Source organism: Pseudomonas sp. LBUM1671, assembly GCF_059695685.1.
Genome location: NZ_CP166782.1, coordinates 2,944,063 through 2,959,783, shown reverse-complemented (window position 1 = coordinate 2,959,783; position 15,721 = coordinate 2,944,063). Strand labels below are relative to the sequence as shown.

General features: G+C 60.2%; 15 protein-coding genes. 5 read left to right on the top strand and 10 right to left on the bottom strand.

The genetic code is table 11. The features are described 5' to 3' along the window. Positions 1–2: 2 nt before the first annotated feature. Genes ACA060_RS13665 through gnd form a run of 3 tightly spaced genes read right to left on the bottom strand, consistent with a single transcriptional unit; the run spans position 3 to position 3,321 of the window. Positions 3–824: an HAD family hydrolase gene (locus ACA060_RS13665; RefSeq protein ID WP_497317890.1), complete on the bottom strand. Its 822-nt coding sequence runs from the start codon at positions 822–824 to the stop codon at positions 3–5. Next, on the bottom strand, positions 821–2,344 hold the full coding sequence (zwf, locus tag ACA060_RS13660; RefSeq protein ID WP_497317888.1) for a glucose-6-phosphate dehydrogenase: 1,524 nt from the start codon (positions 2,342–2,344) through the stop codon (positions 821–823). The genes ACA060_RS13665 and zwf overlap by 4 nt, the downstream gene beginning before the upstream one ends. After that, entirely contained in the window at positions 2,341–3,321 is a 981-nt protein-coding gene (gene gnd / locus ACA060_RS13655; protein ID WP_497317886.1) for a phosphogluconate dehydrogenase (NAD(+)-dependent, decarboxylating), read from the bottom strand. The genes zwf and gnd overlap by 4 nt, the downstream gene beginning before the upstream one ends. A 270-nt stretch (positions 3,322–3,591) precedes the next feature. Here gnd and ACA060_RS13650 point away from each other — a divergent pair, with 270 nt between their 5' ends. The 4 genes from ACA060_RS13650 (at position 3,592) to ACA060_RS13635 (ending at position 8,477) form a co-directional block, all read left to right on the top strand. Next, on the top strand, positions 3,592–3,774 hold the full coding sequence (locus ACA060_RS13650; protein ID WP_497317884.1) for a DUF6026 family protein: 183 nt from the start codon (positions 3,592–3,594) through the stop codon (positions 3,772–3,774). A 208-nt stretch (positions 3,775–3,982) separates the two neighbouring features. Continuing rightward, a complete protein-coding gene (locus ACA060_RS13645; protein ID WP_497317882.1) occupies positions 3,983–5,728 on the top strand; it encodes a phosphoethanolamine transferase CptA in 1,746 nt (581 codons plus the stop codon). 204 nt (positions 5,729–5,932) lie between these two features. Continuing rightward, positions 5,933–8,170, top strand: coding sequence for a TonB-dependent siderophore receptor (locus ACA060_RS13640; RefSeq protein ID WP_497317880.1), 2,238 nt, complete (start codon positions 5,933–5,935; stop codon positions 8,168–8,170). Positions 8,171–8,267: 97 nt separating this feature from the next. Continuing rightward, on the top strand, positions 8,268–8,477 hold the full coding sequence (locus ACA060_RS13635) for a hypothetical protein (protein WP_109630869.1): 210 nt from the start codon (positions 8,268–8,270) through the stop codon (positions 8,475–8,477). A gap of 56 nt (positions 8,478–8,533) precedes the next feature. Here the strand turns inward: ACA060_RS13635 and chrA are convergent, their stop codons facing one another. From chrA to ACA060_RS13605, 6 genes are all read right to left on the bottom strand, one after another. Next, the gene (gene chrA / locus ACA060_RS13630; protein WP_497317878.1) at positions 8,534–9,742 is read right to left on the bottom strand and encodes a chromate efflux transporter; all 1,209 of its coding nucleotides are present in this window, start codon (positions 9,740–9,742) and stop codon (positions 8,534–8,536) included. 6 nt (positions 9,743–9,748) lie between these two features. Beyond that, positions 9,749–10,240, bottom strand: coding sequence for a GNAT family N-acetyltransferase (locus ACA060_RS13625; RefSeq protein WP_497318234.1), 492 nt, complete (start codon positions 10,238–10,240; stop codon positions 9,749–9,751). A gap of 102 nt (positions 10,241–10,342) precedes the next feature. Continuing rightward, complete coding sequence (locus tag ACA060_RS13620) at positions 10,343–10,924, bottom strand: DinB family protein (RefSeq protein ID WP_497317876.1); 582 nt, start codon at positions 10,922–10,924, stop codon at positions 10,343–10,345. A gap of 18 nt (positions 10,925–10,942) precedes the next feature. After that, positions 10,943–12,061: a cell division protein ZapE gene (gene zapE / locus ACA060_RS13615; RefSeq protein WP_497317874.1), complete on the bottom strand. Its 1,119-nt coding sequence runs from the start codon at positions 12,059–12,061 to the stop codon at positions 10,943–10,945. 28 nt (positions 12,062–12,089) lie between these two features. Continuing rightward, positions 12,090–12,431 carry a nuclear transport factor 2 family protein gene (locus ACA060_RS13610; protein ID WP_077747789.1) on the bottom strand — a complete coding sequence of 114 codons (342 nt, stop codon included), beginning with the start codon at positions 12,429–12,431 and terminating at the stop codon, positions 12,090–12,092. Between the two features lie 52 nt (positions 12,432–12,483). Next, on the bottom strand, positions 12,484–13,200 hold the full coding sequence (locus tag ACA060_RS13605) for a helix-turn-helix transcriptional regulator (protein ID WP_497317872.1): 717 nt from the start codon (positions 13,198–13,200) through the stop codon (positions 12,484–12,486). A 387-nt stretch (positions 13,201–13,587) separates the two neighbouring features. Here ACA060_RS13605 and ACA060_RS13600 point away from each other — a divergent pair, with 387 nt between their 5' ends. Next, positions 13,588–14,640 (top strand): aldo/keto reductase, encoded by a 1,053-nt coding sequence (locus tag ACA060_RS13600; protein WP_497317870.1) that lies wholly within the window; start codon positions 13,588–13,590, stop codon positions 14,638–14,640. A 115-nt stretch (positions 14,641–14,755) separates the two neighbouring features. On the opposite strand, the gene speB is transcribed toward ACA060_RS13600, so the two are convergent. Then, entirely contained in the window at positions 14,756–15,715 is a 960-nt protein-coding gene (gene speB / locus ACA060_RS13595) for an agmatinase (RefSeq protein WP_109630848.1), read from the bottom strand. Positions 15,716–15,721: the final 6 nt, after the last annotated feature.

Sequence of the window (15,721 nt, the reverse complement as noted above, 5' to 3'; positions counted from 1 at the left end):
ACTTACCGGGGCAGGATATACCGCTCAATCGCCTGTGCCGCGCCGTCTTCGGTGTTGGCGCCTGTCACCACATCGGCCTGGCGCTTCACCGCTTCTTCCGCCTGCCCCATGGCAATCGACAACCCGGCACAATGAAACATCGCCGGGTCATTGCCGCCATCGCCCATCGCGGCAGTCTGCTCCAGCGGCACGCCGAGAAACTCGGCCAGTGTCGCCAGTGCGGCGCCTTTGTTGGCCTGCATCGCCGTCACGTCCAGGTACACCGGTTGCGACCGTGAGACCTGCGCCTGGCCTTCCACTTTCGGCAACAGTTGCGCCTCCAGCTCGATCAACAATTGCGTGTTGTTGCTGGTAGCCACGATCTTGTCGATGCGCGTCAGAAACGGCTCGAAACTCTCGACCACCACCGGCGGATAGCCGAGACCGTGCTGCTCGCGCGGGACCATCGGCCCGTCCGCGTCCTTGAGCAACCAGTCACCGCCACTGAACACCCAGACTTCAACGTCCGGCTGATCGGCAAACAGTGCCAGCGCCGTCAGCGCAGCGGTGGCCGGCAAATAATGCGCAACCAGCAAACTACCGTCCGGATGGACGATCGTGCCGCCATTGAACGCCGCCGTCGGCAGGTCGACGCCGAGGGCTTCGATCTGCTGCAGCATGGCTTTGGGTGGACGGCCGGTGGCCAGGCTGAACAGCACACCAGCCTCGCGTAAGGAACGAACTGCCTCAATGGTGCGCTGACTGAGGCTGTGATCGGGCAGCAGCAAGGTGCCGTCCATGTCGCTCAGCAGGAAACGGATGGGCTGTTGCGGGGCTTCACTCATCCGAGGCTGTGCCAGACGCGACCGTCGCGGGCCAACAGCTCATCAGCCGTCTTCGGGCCGTTCTCGCCGGCCGGATAGCGCTGCACGCTCGCGTCCTGCTGCCAGGCATCGAGGAAGGGCTGCACGGCGCGCCAGCCGTTCTCGATGTTGTCGGCGCGCTGGAACAGCGTCTGGTCGCCGGTCAGGCAATCGTAGATCAGCGTTTCGTAGCCGGTGGACGGCTGCATTTCAAAGAAATCCTTGTAGGCAAAACCCAGCTCAATGTTGGCCATTTTCAGCGCCGGCCCGGGCCGCTTGGCCAGCAGGTCGAACCACATGCCTTCGTTGGGCTGGATCTGGATTCGCAGATAAGTCGGTTGCAGTTCATCGACCTCGGTATCGCGGAACTGCGCATACGGCGCGGGCTTGAAGCAGATGACGATCTCGGTGTCTCGCACGCTCATGCGTTTGCCGGTGCGCAGGTAGAACGGCACGCCGACCCAACGCCAGTTGTCGATCATGACTTTCAGCGCAACGTAGGTTTCGGTGTTGCTGTCGGGCGCGACGTTGGCTTCCTCGCGATAACCGGCCAAGGGTTTGCCATCGAGTTCGCCAGCCGTGTACTGGCCACGCACCGAGTTGGCCCGCGCCTCTTCCGTTGACCACGGACGTATCGCGCCGACCACTTTGGCCTTCTCGCCACGGACCGCATCGGCACCAAAGGCTGCCGGCGGTTCCATCGCCACCATCGCCAGCAACTGGAACAGGTGATTGGGCACCATGTCCCGCAACGCGCCGGTGTGTTCATAAAAACTACCACGGGTTTCCACGCCGACGGTTTCGGCGGCGGTGATCTGCACGTGGTCGATGTAATGGTTGTTCCAGAACGCTTCGAACAGGCTGTTGGAGAACCGGCTGATCAGAATGTTCTGCACGGTTTCCTTGCCCAGGTAGTGGTCGATCCGGTAGATCTGGTTTTCCGACATTACCTTGAGCAAACAGGCGTTCAACGCTTCAGCGGTGTGCAGATCGGAGCCGAACGGTTTCTCGATCACCACCCTTCTGAACGCTTCGGGTGTTTCTTGTAGCAAGCCGGCGGCACCGAGGCGGCGCACCACTTCACTGAAGAAACGTGGCGCGGTGGCCAGGTAGAACACCGCATTGCCCGTGCCGCTGGCGGCGATTTTCGCCGCCAGCGCTTGATAAGTGCTGTCGTCCAGGAAGTCGCCCTGGACGTAGCTGATGCCTTTGGCCAGTTTGGCCCACAGCGCCGGATCAAGGGCTTCATCGCCCTTGCCGACTTTGGTGGCCGCTTCAGTCCTAATGAAATCTTCGAGCTTCTGCGCAAAGGCTTCGTCACTGATGGCGTTGTGGTCAACGCCGATGATCCGCAGTCCATCGCCAAGCAGACCGTCGCGACTCAGGTTGTACAGCGCCGGCATCAGCAAGCGCTTGACCAGGTCACCATGGGCACCGAACAAAAACAGCGTGGTCGGTGGTGCGGGTTCTGCCTTTGATTTATTGCGGATCAGACGCGTCATTTTTTCGCAGTCTCCACATGGCCGCCGAAGCCGAAGCGCTGGGCCGAGAGAATCTTGTCGCCAAAGGTGCCTTGGCCGCGCGAACGGTAGCGGGAGAACAGCGAGTTCGACAGCACCGGTACGGGCACTGATTGCTCCATGGCGGCTTCGATGGTCCAGCGGCCTTCACCGCTGTCGGCCACCGAGCCTGAGTAACCGTCGAGTTTAGGATCGCTGGCCAGTGCGTCGGCGGTCAGGTCGAGCAACCACGACGACACCACGCTGCCACGGCGCCAGACTTCGGCGATGTCGGCCACATTCAGGTCGAAGCGCTGGTCTTCCGGCAGGTTTTCGCTGGCCTTGGTCTTGAGGATGTCGAAGCCTTCGGCGAAGGCCTGCATCATTCCGTACTCGATGCCGTTGTGGATCATCTTCACGAAATGGCCAGAGCCTGCGGGACCTGCGTGGATGTAACCGCGCTCGGCGCGATCGTCTTCCGACTTGCGGTCCTTGGTGCGAGGGATGTCGCCCATGCCGGGGGCCAGGCTGTCGAACAGCGGATCAAGGCGTTTTACCACCTCGGCTTCGCCACCGATCATCATGCAGTAACCGCGATCCAGGCCCCAGACGCCGCCGGACGTGCCGACGTCGATGTAGTGCAGGCCTTTCTCCGACAGTGTTTTCGCCCGGCGGATGTCGTCCTTATAGAAGGTGTTACCGCCGTCGATGATGGTATCGCCGGCTTCGAGCAAGGTGCTCAGGGTGTCGATGGTGTCTTCGGTCGGCGCGCCGGCCGGCAGCATGACCCACACCGCACGTGGTTTGGCCAGGCCTGCGACCAGCGCCGGCAGGTCGATGACGCCCTTGGCGCCTTCTGCGGCCAGGGTATCGACGAAGGCGGTATTGCGGTCGTAAACAACGGTGGTATGCCCGTTGAGCATCAGGCGACGCGCAATATTTCCGCCCATGCGGCCCAGTCCAATAATCCCGAGTTGCATGTGCTGATGCTCCCTACTACAAATAAAGTGTGTCAAAGGTTATAGCCCAACGCGACTAATGTGGGTTAGTCCAGAGCGCCGGCGTGAAGTTTCCGGGCATTGTGCCCGATCCTGACTGATAACGTCAGAAATCGAACTGAAGACACAACGACCATGAAAAATAAAAAAGTTCCCATCAGGGGCAAAAGAAATCAAAATTGGTGCCGATAGTAAATAAGCACCGATGTCGGGGCGGATTTACAGTTGAGACAGCCATTTGCGAGGTGAGCAATGGGCACAGTACAAGCAGCACGACCAGCACAAACCCTTTACGTCACGATCCGTCGTGATGAATTGCGCCAGTTGAAAGAAGAGCGCGACCTGTTGAAGCAGGAGCTCGCGCAGCTGCGCTTACTCACACAAAGTTCTACGGCACAGCCCTTGCCCGTTACCCAGCGTGCTCCACACGCCTGATCCCCTCGCTTGATCCGGAAACAGCCCTCCGCTGTTTCCGACACCGCTTCCCTGCCTGTCTTGCCGTTCGCGGCGACTCACAAAGTTTTCACATCAACTTGTTGATACTCCCGCGAATTATGGCCGCTCGGTATCCGCGCGGCTTCCGTTCGTCGGCAACATGGAAGGCTCCCGACGTGTCGACGTGATTTCTTGGCTGGAGCGCTGAATGAGTGTGTTCAAACGCAGCACTACGACTGCGAAAGGTTTCGATTGGGCAGGATTTCTCTGGTTGTTCCTGTTCTTCTGGTATTTTTCCGGCATTACCCAACTGCTGATCCAACTGACGGGCACCTCCGGTTTTACCGGGTTCCGCCAGGCCTTTGTGATGAGCGCCATCTGGCTCGCGCCGATGCTGCTGTTCCCTAAGCAGACGCGGGTAATGGCCGCGCTGATCGGCGTGGTGCTGTGGGCCTGTTCGATGGCCAGCCTGGGTTACTTCTTCATCTATCAGCAGGAATTTTCCCAGAGCGTCATCTTCATCATGTTCGAATCGAACATCTCTGAAGCGGGCGAATACATGACCCAGTATTTCGCCTGGTGGATGGTGGCGGCGTTCCTCGCCCACACGCTGTTCGCGTATTTCCTGTGGACCCGCTTGCGTCCGGTGTACATGCCTCGCGGCCGCGCACTGGTTGCCGCAACCGCGATCCTGGTGGCCGTGGTCGGTTACCCGCTGATCAAGCAAACCGCGCGCACCGGCAGCCTGGCCGGCGGCTTCGAGAAATTCGAAACCCGTATCGAGCCGGCGGTGCCTTGGCAGATGGCGGTGGCGTATCACCGTTACCTCGACACCCTGGCCGGCATGCAAGACATGCTCGACAGCGCGAGCAAGATTCCACCGCTAAAAAACCTCAAGGACACGATGGCCAACCAGCCAGCGACCCTGGTGCTGGTGATCGGCGAGTCCACCAACCGTCAGCGTATGAGCCTTTACGGCTACCCGCGTGAAACCACGCCGGAATTGGACAAGCTCAAGGATCAGATGGCGGTCTTCGACAACGTCATCACCCCGCGCCCGTACACCATCGAGGCGTTGCAGCAGGTGCTGACCTTCGCCGACGAAGAAAACCCGGACCTTTACCTGTCCACACCGTCCTTGGTGAGCATGATGAAACAGGCAGGTTACAAGACCTTCTGGATCACCAACCAGCAAACCATGACCAAGCGCAACACCATGCTCACGACGTTCTCTGAACAAGCCGACGAGCAGGTGTACCTGAACAACAACCGCAACCAGAATGCCGCGCAGTACGATGGCGACGTGATCGCGCCGTTCAACAAGGCCCTGGCGGACGCCGCGCCGCGCAAGCTGATCGTGGTGCATTTGCTCGGCACGCACATGAGCTATCAGTACCGTTATCCGCCGACCTTCAACAAGTTCACCGATCGCAAGGGTGTGCCGGACGGCGTGCGTGACGATCAGGTGCCGACCTACAACAGCTACGACAACGCGGTGCTGTACAACGACTTCGTCGTCTCGAGCCTGATCAAGGATTACGCCAAGTCCGATCCGAACGGCTTCCTGATGTACCTCTCGGACCACGGCGAAGATGTATTCGACTCTGCGGGCCACAGCACGCTGGGGCGCAACGAGGCCAAGCCGACCGCGCCGATGTACACCATTCCGTTCATGGCCTGGGCTTCGCCGAAATGGCGTGAAACCCACGACTGGAGTTTTGCCGCTGACCTGGGGCGGCCTTACAGCAGTTCGCAGCTGATCCACACCTGGGCCGATCTGGCGGGCCTGAGTTTTGATGAACTGGACCGCAGCAAGAGCCTGGTCAGCGACAGCTTCACGCCGCGGCCGTTGATGATCGGCAATCCATATGAACGTCAGTCGCGCCCGCTGATCGATTTCAGCCTGATGAAACCGAAAAGCACGCCGTCCGATCCGTCAGTCGCGCAGAAATGATGTCCTGAGGGATCGGCTCCGATCTTTCACTATGTAGAGGAACCAGTGGGAGCTTGCTCCCACAGGGTTTACACCAGCCGCCCGCTTTAACGTCTCCGAAACACCTTAAAATAACAATAATTCTCGTTTAGACCTAAATCCTCTCTCCCCCCTTCGTCTTTGAACAAACGGAATTTTTCCCTCGAAGACAAGGAGTCGGCTGCGATGTTCGCGCCTATCACCCGTTCCATGACCTTTACCCTGGGCCTGTGCAGTGCTGCCCTGAGCCCCGATTTGCTGGCTGAAACCGCCCCGGAACATGCACCGAGCCGCACCCTTGAACTGGGTGCCACCAATGTGACCGCCCAGGGGCTGGGCACTACCACCGAAAACACCGAGTCGTACACCACCGGCGCCATGAGCACCGCAACGCGGCTGAACCTGTCGATAAAGGAAACGCCGCAGTCGGTGTCCGTGGTCACGCGCCAGCAGATGGACGATTTCAAACTCGGTACGTTGTCCGAAGCCATGAGCCAGACCACCGGTGTGGTGGTTCAGCACAACGACTCGGACCGCGTCAGCTATTCGTCCCGCGGTTACTCGATCAACAATTTCCAGATCGACGGGATGCTCAACACCTTCAGCTACATGAAGTCCGATTCCGACACCATCATCTACGACCGCATCGAAGTGGTTCGCGGCGCGACCGGCCTGACCACGGGCGCCGGCGATCCCTCCGCGACTATCAACATGGTGCGCAAACGGCCGACCGCACAATGGGCCGCCCAGACCGGTGTCAGCGGCGGCAGCTATGACGATTACTACAGCTATGTGGACGTCGGCGGGCCGCTGGCCTTCGACGGGCGCCTGCGCGCTCGCAGTGTGCTGGCCTATCGCGACAGCGGTTCCTACCGTGACAAGTACGCGCTGCAACGGGAAGTCGGCTACGGGATTCTCGAAGCCGATTTGACCGACGACACCGTGCTGGCCGTGGGTTACGACTATCAGGACAAACAGGTGCAAGGCACGTCCTGGGGCACCGTGCCGTACTGGAACGCTGACGGCAGCAAAGCCAACCTCGGACGCTCCACCAACATGGCCACGCCGTGGAGTTCCTGGCCGCTGAAGGACAAGACCGCGTTTGCCACGCTGGACCAGCAACTGGGTGCCGGTTGGCACCTCAAGGCGGCCTACACCCACCGCGAGAGTGACACCGACGGCAAGATCTATTACGGCGGTGGCGGTTTCCCCGAGGCGGATCGCAGCGGCATGTTCGCCAACGTCAGCCACATGGTCGGCACGCAGAAAATGAAGGCCTATGACTTCAACGTGTCCGGCCCTTATTCGCTGTTCGGTCGTGAACACGAAATGATGATCGGCTATGGCGAAGCCGAACGCAGCGAAGACAACCCCTACACCGTAGACGGCCCACGGTCGGCGGATTACGAGAGGGTTCCCGACTGGAAGTACATGGGCGGCATTCCCAAATTCCCGGACACCGTCACCGGACTGAAAGGCTCGGATGAAAGCACCCGGCAAAAGGCCGGTTACCTGGCCACGCGCCTGACCCTGACCGACGACCTGCACGCAGTCCTCGGAAGTCGCTACGGAACGTGGGAAATCTCGAAAACGGCCAACAAGTACGACGGCAATCTGCAACTGAGCAGTGTCGAAACCACCCGCCAGCAACACAACGATATGTGGACGCCGTACGCCGGGTTGCTCTACGACATAACGCCCGAGTACACGGTGTATGTCAGCTACACCGACATTTTCAAGCCGCAGGACGAGCGTGACAGCAATCACACATACCTCGAGCCGGTGGTCGGCAGCAACTATGAACTGGGGCTCAAGGGCAGCCTGCTGGAAGAGCGACTCAACCTCGCCACTGCGGTGTTCTGGAGCAAGCAGGACAACGTCGCCGAACTCGACGATTCCGTACCGCCAGACCCGGTCACCGGTGAGGAATTCTTCAGATCGGGCGGCAAAGGCAACAAGGTTCAGGGCTTTGAAGCCGAGATCTCCGGCGAGGTGATGGCGGGCTGGAACATGACGGCCGGCTACACCTACACCCACTCGGCCAATGGCGAGAAGCAGCGCAACAACACCAACCAGCCGTTGAACATGGTCCGCTTCTCCACCGCTTATCGCCTGCCCGGCGACTGGCAGGCGCTGACCGTGGGCGGCGCGGTGAACTGGCAAAGCGACGTCTACCGCGCCGCCAGACGCCCGGTCGGTCGTGGCGCTGATGGCGAGGTCATCACCGCCAGCACCAACATCCGCCAGGAGGCCTACACCGTGGTCAAGCTGATGTCGCGGTATGAGTTCGACAAGCACCTGTCCGCTTCGCTGAACGTCGACAACTTGTTCGACAAAAAGTATTACGACAACGTCGGGTTCTACAACGGCGTCTATTGGGGCGACCCGCGCACGGTCACCTTGAGCCTGGACTGGAAGCTTTAACGCGGTTGATTCCCAAATACCGGAATCGGCGGATAATGTCCCGGCAACATTGGTTCATGGATGAAAGGCACCCGATATCCGTAGTGGGAGGCAAACCATGAAACGTACTGCGTTGATCCTCGCCAGTCTGATGATGTTCGGTTCGACCACCGCATTTGCCGAAGGCGGCGCCGAGCGCATGCGGTATTACTTCGAAACCCTGCATCTCAAACAACAGCAGGCTAATGGCGTCGAAACCAGATCTATTGAACTGAGGGTTCCGAACGATCAAACCGCACAAGTGACCGAAACTTATCGGCCTAAATAAACGATGACTAACGGGCGTCCTGGTGGACGCCCTTTTTCATGCCCGATCGAAAGGTTTCAAGCGCTCAGCAGCACGCCGCATAAACCACCCAGCAGCACCAGCAACCACGGCGGGCATCGCCAGAACAGCAGCGCCATCAACGCCAGCACCGCCAACAGGACATCCAGCGGGCTGAAAATCGAGCTGGTCCACAACGGTTGATACAACGCGGCCAGCAACAACCCGACCACCCCGGCATTCACTCCGGCCAGCGCCGCTTGCACCCGGCCATTGCCACGCAAGCGCTGCCAGAACGGCAACACGCCGATCACCAACAACAGCGACGGCAGGAAAATCGCCAGCACGCACACCAGCGCCCCACTCCAGCCACTGATGGAGGCTCCCAGAAACGCCGCGAACGTGAACAGCGGCCCCGGAATCGCTTGAGCGGCGGCGTAACCGGCGAGAAACACGTCATTGCTCAGCAATCCCGTGTTCACCACCTGACTTTGCAACAGTGGCAACACGACGTGGCCGCCACCAAACACCAGCGCGCCTGTGCGGTAGAAGCCGTCGAACAAGCTCAACATCGAGTCCGGCCAGTGATGCGCGATCAGCGGCAACCCCAGCAGCAAGGTCACGAACACAGCAATCGCCAGCCAGCTGGCCACGCGACTGACCTGAATAGACAAGCCCTCCCGTGGCGTCGCATTGGCGTTGTGCAGCAAGACCAGGCCGATCACCGCCGCCACGGCCATCACCGTCAACTGCCCGCCAGTCGTTGGCCAGAGCAACACCCCGACCGTCGCCACCAGCATGATGCCCACGCGCACCGGACCTCGGCATAACGTACGAGCCATTCCCCACACGGCCTGAGCCACCACGGCGACGGCGACGATTTTCAGCCCGTGAATCAAACCCGCTGGCAACGCCCAGCCACCGTGGGTGATGCCGACTGCCAACAGCGTAAGTATCAACGCCGAAGGCAAGGTGAAACCTGCCCACGCCGCCAATGCCCCCGAAAACCCGGCGCGGGACAAACCCAGCGCCATGCCCACCTGACTGCTCGCCGGGCCCGGCAGAAACTGGCACAGGGCGATCAATTCGGCGTACGCGGCTTCGCTCAGCCAGCGCCGACGCGCCACGAACTCACTGCGAAAATAGCCCAGATGCGCGACAGGGCCGCCAAACGAGGTCAGCCCCAGACGGAGGAAGATCAGGAAAATCGCCCACGGCTTGTCTTTTGTCACGGGTGTGCTGTCCTGCGCACCATCGAGGCTGTTCATGTGGCGTTAAAGCTCCTTGGTCCAGAACAGCATGCGGCCATGGGCCGGGTCGAACATGCCGGGCGCAAAGCCGAACTTGCCATAGGAGGCCTGCGCGACGGCATTGCCTTCGAGCACTTCCAGGGTGATTTTGCAGCAACCCCGTTGGCGGGCGATGTCTTCAACCTTTTGCAGCATTCTTTGGCTCAGCCCCAGACCGCGAAACTTCGGCGCTACCGACACATCGTGCACGTTGACCAGCGGCCGACAGGCAAACGTCGAGAAACCTTCGAAGCAATTGACCAGCCCGGCCGGTTCGCCACGGACAAACGCCAGTACGCTGAACGCATGGGGACGCTTCGCCAGCTCTCCCGGCAGTTGTTGCAGAATGTCTTCGGACAGTGGCTGACCGCCGCCCATCGGGTCTTCGGCGTACGCATTGAGCACCACACCGATAGCCTCGGCATGCAGCGGATTGGTGTAGCTGGCTTGAAGTACCAGAATTTCTGCGGCTTCCATTTCCATCGTCAACGTCCCGTCAAGTGGTCCCGGCGCGTCGCTCGCGCCGGGAGGTCGACGGACATTATCGCGAGGCGCAATCGGCGACAACCCGAACCTGCCTCAAACGCCCCAGATCAGCGTTTCGGTCCAGCCCAACTCGGCAAAATCATTGGCTCTTAACTGCGATTCACCGGCACAGAAAAACTCGTCCAGTTGCGGCGGTTTGACCGAGGTGCCGCTGAGCATCGCGTGAACCTGGCCACGGTGATGAAGCTGGTGCTCGAACAGGTGCGACAGCAGGCGCAAACGGCTGTCATGTTGCGGCGTGTCCCGGGCAATGGTCACGATTCGCCCCAGGTCGGCGTCGCGCAGTTGTTCGCAATAAGCAATCAGGCGACAGTCCACATGCGCTTGTTCACGCTGCAGATCGGCACCCGCCGTGAACGGTTCGTCCTCGGCGAAGAACACATGGCAATCAGGGTGCGGATCGTCACCGCGCAGTTCCCGCTCCAGCGCATCCACGTAAAACCAGTCGCAGGTCAGGATGTGGTTGAGGGTGGCAATGAGGCTGGGGAAGAAGCTGACCCGAGGCGCCGCCAGTTCGGCCGGGCTCAACTGATTCCAGGCCTTGGCGAGTCGATGATTGGCCCAGGCATTCTGATAAGCCATGGTCAACAAATGGTGAGACAGAGGCTGATTCATATTCGCGGCTCCCGGCCATCAGGCTTCGGCGAAACGTTGCAGCTGCATTTCCTGTAAACGGCTTAACGTACGGCGGAACGGGAATTCCAGATAGCCCTCGGTGTACAACGCCGTCATCGGCACCCGCGCTTCGAGGTACAGCGGCACCTTGCGGTCGTAACACTCGTCCACCAGGGCGATGAAACGCCGGACACCGTCGTCATGCACCGACAATTGCGGCAGCTCGCGATCACCGGCCACGACCCGCTCGGCACCGTCCTCGGTGCCTCTGGCGATGCGCCCTTCGCGTTTCTGCGCGCTGAGGTTGGGCACGTCACTCAACAGAATAGCGCTGAAGGTGTCGCACAGCACCATGAAGTCCATGGCGGCAAACGGTTGTTCGCACAGGTCGGCGTAGCGGCACCAGAGCACCGTCAAACTGGCCTGTACCAAGTTGATCGAGCGATAACCGACCGTAATCGGCTCGCTGGATGTTGACTGGCCAACGGTCAACGCCTTGAACACTTCACCGAGCGCGCTGGGTTGCCCGGAATCCGCCACCCAATAACGTTGCAGCGCAGCGCCCGGATGCAGGCGATGGTCTTCGCCGCCATCCACCGCGATCACCTGCATGTGTTGTTTGATCGCCTCGATGGCGGGCACGAAACGGTCGCGGTTGAAGCCGTCGGCGTATAGTTGGTCCGGCGGCTGATTGGAGGTGCAAACCACCACCACGCCCTGCTCAAACATCACTTGAAACAAACGCCCGAGAATGATCGCGTCGCCAATGTCGTTGACGAACAGTTCATCGAAACACAACACCCGCACTTCCTGGCTCAACTCACGGGCCAGCGCCTTCAGCGGGTCTGCCGTGCCAGTCAGCTGGAACGAGCGCTGATGCACCCAACCCATGAAATGGTGGAAGTGTTGGCGTCGGGCCGGGACTCTCAGGGTTTGGTAGAACTGGTCCATCAACCAGGTTTTTCCCCGCCCGACCGGGCCCCAAAGGTAAACGCCGGTGACCGGCGTGCGCCCTTCATGCAACGCTTCGTGGCATTTTTGCAGCGCCCACACGGCATGTTCCTGGGCTTCGTCCTGGACGAAGCCCTTTTGTTCAATGGCGTGTTGCCAGGCGCTTAGGGGAGAGTCGACATTCATGCGCGGCAGTATGCCACGGCGCCCGGATTTACAGAGAGATGTCTAGCCTGGCGATCTTGCCCTGTTCGTTGAGGCGAAACATGTAGCGCAACTCCAGAGGACTGCCGGGAAACGTCCCGGAAATCAGGTTGTGCACCAAGACTTTGCCGGTACGTTGCTGAACGTCTAGCACTTCGACCCGAGGTTCATAACGCTGCGCGGTGTCTTGCATCCACTGGGCGATGGCTTGCGTGCCGATCCGGTGCTGGCCCTCATCGAACACGTTGGCGTCCTCAGCAAAAAAACTGCCGACCCGCGAGGTGTCGCGGGCATTGGCGGCAGCAATGTAGGCGGCGATGGCGGGTGCCAGTGAAGAGGCTGGATTGGACATGGGTGCGGCTCCTTGTTGTTTGATTCTGGAGCCATGCTAGAACAGGTCTGTGTCAGTTCTTGTCAGGAGTGAAACGCCCGGCGTCATCCAGTTGCATCTGCTTGTGCCAGGTGCGCAACAGGTCGCTGCGTCGCCCCGGATAGCGCTCACCCTGCTCAGTGGCGGCCGAGATCCGGTCGGTGCGAAACGTGCGGTAGGCACTGCGCAATTCACACCAGGCGACGATGATCCGCACCTCATTGAGAAAACCCAGCGCCAATGGCCAGATCAGCCGCTGACTGGGCACTTGATGGGCGTCTGCATAGTCGATGTTCAGCTTGGACTGATCGCGGATGGCCTGGCGAAACACGTTTAACGGTACGGCATTTTGCGGATAGCCATAACCGCGCGGGCCCGGCAGCACCGTCGGGTTGCGCAAGGCGTCCTGAGCTTCAGGCGCCAACACCGCAGCAATCTTCGCCAGGGCGTCGGCCGCAGCTTTGCTCAACACCTCGTCGCCACGCTGATCGACGTAACGTAATCCGAGCACGATGGCTTCGGTTTCGTCGGCATTGAGCATCAAGGGCGGCAGGAACAAACCGCTGCGCAACACGTAACCAACCCCTGCTTCGCCGAAAATCGGTGCACCCAGCGCCGTCAGCTCGGCGATGTCGCGGTACAGCGTGCGTTCGGAAATCTCCAATTCACTGGCCAGCGTTGCAGCCGTAGCGGGACGACTTTTGCCCCGCAGCACTTGCAGCAACGTGAGTAAACGAGTGGTACGCGACACGATCTGTAGTCTCTTTCCTGAGAAGTCGTCGGAGCTTAGCAGAGGCTGCTGTCAGAAACTGGCAGGAGCAAAATGCTGCGCGGACTCTCAGTCACACCTACTTTGTGGCGAGGGAGCTTGCTCCCGCTGGGCTGCGTAGCGGCCCCAAAATGAGACAGCAACGCAGATTTTTATGAGTGCAACGCACTCAAGCGGGAGCAAGCTCCCTCGCCACAGGTTTTTTGCTCGACTGAAGATTGTGCTGAGTTTGACAACGTTACCCCCGGCGGTCGGCTGTTTTGCCCTGAATGGAAAAGCGCCTTGACGGCTCATATTACTGACATCATATTTAATACATGTTGCTAGACATTCAAATAAATCCCGCCGTTGTTCCTCAGGAGTCACCTCATGCATTACAAAGTCTTCGGTCGCAAAACCGGCTTGCGGGTTTCGGAACTGGCGCTGGGCGCCGGCAACTTCGGTACCGGCTGGGGCCATGGCGCCGAGCGTGACGAAGCCAAGCGCATTTTCGATGGCTACCTGGAGGCCGGCGGCAACTTTATCGACACCGCCAACGGCTATCAGGGCGGGCAGTCGGAAGCCATGCTTAGCGAGTTCATTGCAGCGGAAAGGGATAGCCTGGTCATCGCCACCAAATACACCTTGGGGACCACACCCGCCGCGGGCATTTCCCACACCGGCAATAACCGCAAGAACATGGTTCGTGCCGTGGAAGAAAGCCTGAAACGGCTCAACACCGATCACATCGACCTGTTCTGGGCGCACATGAGCGACGGCGTCACGCCGATGGAAGAAATCCTGCGTGGCTTCGACGATCTGGTGCGTGCCGGCAAGATTCACTACGCCGGGCTGTCAAACTTCCCGGCCTGGCGCATCGCTCGTGCGGATGTGTTGGCCGAAGTGCGCGGTTTTTCGCCCATTGCAGCGATTCAAGCCGAGTACAGCCTCGCCGAGCGCACGGCTGAGCGTGAACAACTGCCGATGGCCGAGGCATTGGGCCTGGCCGCGACGTTATGGTCGCCATTGGGTGGCGGTTTCCTCACCGGCAAGTACCGCAACAGTGATGGTGACAACCGCGCCGCCAAACTCGGCATGCTGATTCACGCCGAAAAAAGTGCACGGGAAACCGCCCTGCTCGATACTTTGCTGGCCGTTGCGGCGGAGCTTGGAGCCAGTCCGACGCACGTGGCCATTGCCTGGCTGCGCGAAAAGGCCAAACGCTCGACGACGGCGTTGATCCCGATCCTGGGTTCGCGGACTCGTGAGCAGTTGGATGCGACGTTGGGCGCGCTGAACGTGCAAATGAGCGCGGAGCAATTGTCGCGGCTGGATGGGGTAAGCGAGGTGGCGAAAGGTGTGCCGCATGAATCCATTGCCGGGTCGATGGCGCGGTATAGCGGCGGTGAAAACCTCGACCTGCCAATCATTCCCGTGGCCTGACATCAATCAACCTGTGGGAGCGGGCTCGCTCGCGAAAGCGGTCGCACATTCAACAAAGACGTTGACTGACAGGCCCCCTTCGCGAGCAAGCCCGCTCCCACATTGGGATTGTGTTTTAACGGTCTGTTTTGTGTTTAGCCGCGTACAAACACAGCATCTCCATCGCCAACGTCGCCGCCGCCAGCGAGGTGATGTCCGCATGATCGTAGGCCGGCGCCACTTCCACCACGTCCATCCCCACCAGATTGATCCCGCGCAACCCGCCGAGAATTTCCAGCGCCTGCACCGTGCTCAAACCTCCGCACACCGGCGTTCCGGTGCCCGGCGCGAACGCAGGGTCGAGGCAATCGATGTCGAACGTCAGGTACACCGGGTTATCCCCCACCCGAGCACGAATCGCCTCGACGATCGCCTCACACCCTTGCCGATGCACGTGCCGCGCATCCAGCACTTGAAAGCCCTGGTGGTCATCATTGGTGGTGCGCAGACCGATTTGCACCGAGCGCGACGGATCCACCAGTCCTTCCTTGGCCGCGTGCCAGAACATCGTGCCGTGATCGACACGCTTGCCCTCTTCGTCCGGCCAAGTGTCGCTGTGCGCATCGAAGTGAATCAGCGACAGCGGACCATGTTTGCGCGCATGAGCCTTGAGCAGCGGGTAGCTGATGAAGTGATCGCCGCCGAACGTCAACATTGCGCAACCGCCGTTCAGGATCTGCTCGGCGTGGGCCTCGATGCTTTCCGGTACCGAGTGCGGCGAGCCGTAATCGAAGTCGCAATCACCGTAGTCGATGACCGCCAGATGATCGAACGGGTCAAAGGTCCACGGCCAGTGGCGCTCCCAGGCAATCCCGGTAGACGCGGCACGAATGCCGCGCGGTCCGAAGCGTGCACCGGGACGGTTGCTGGTCGCAGTGTCGAACGGCACACCGCTGACCACCACGTCGACACCGCGCAAATCACGGCTGTAGCGACGGCGCATAAAACTGGTGATACCGGCGTAGGTGCTTTCGGCGGCAGTTCCATAAAGGCTGTCGCGGGTCAGGGCCTGATCGTTTTGCATCGGGGCGTCCATGGTGAT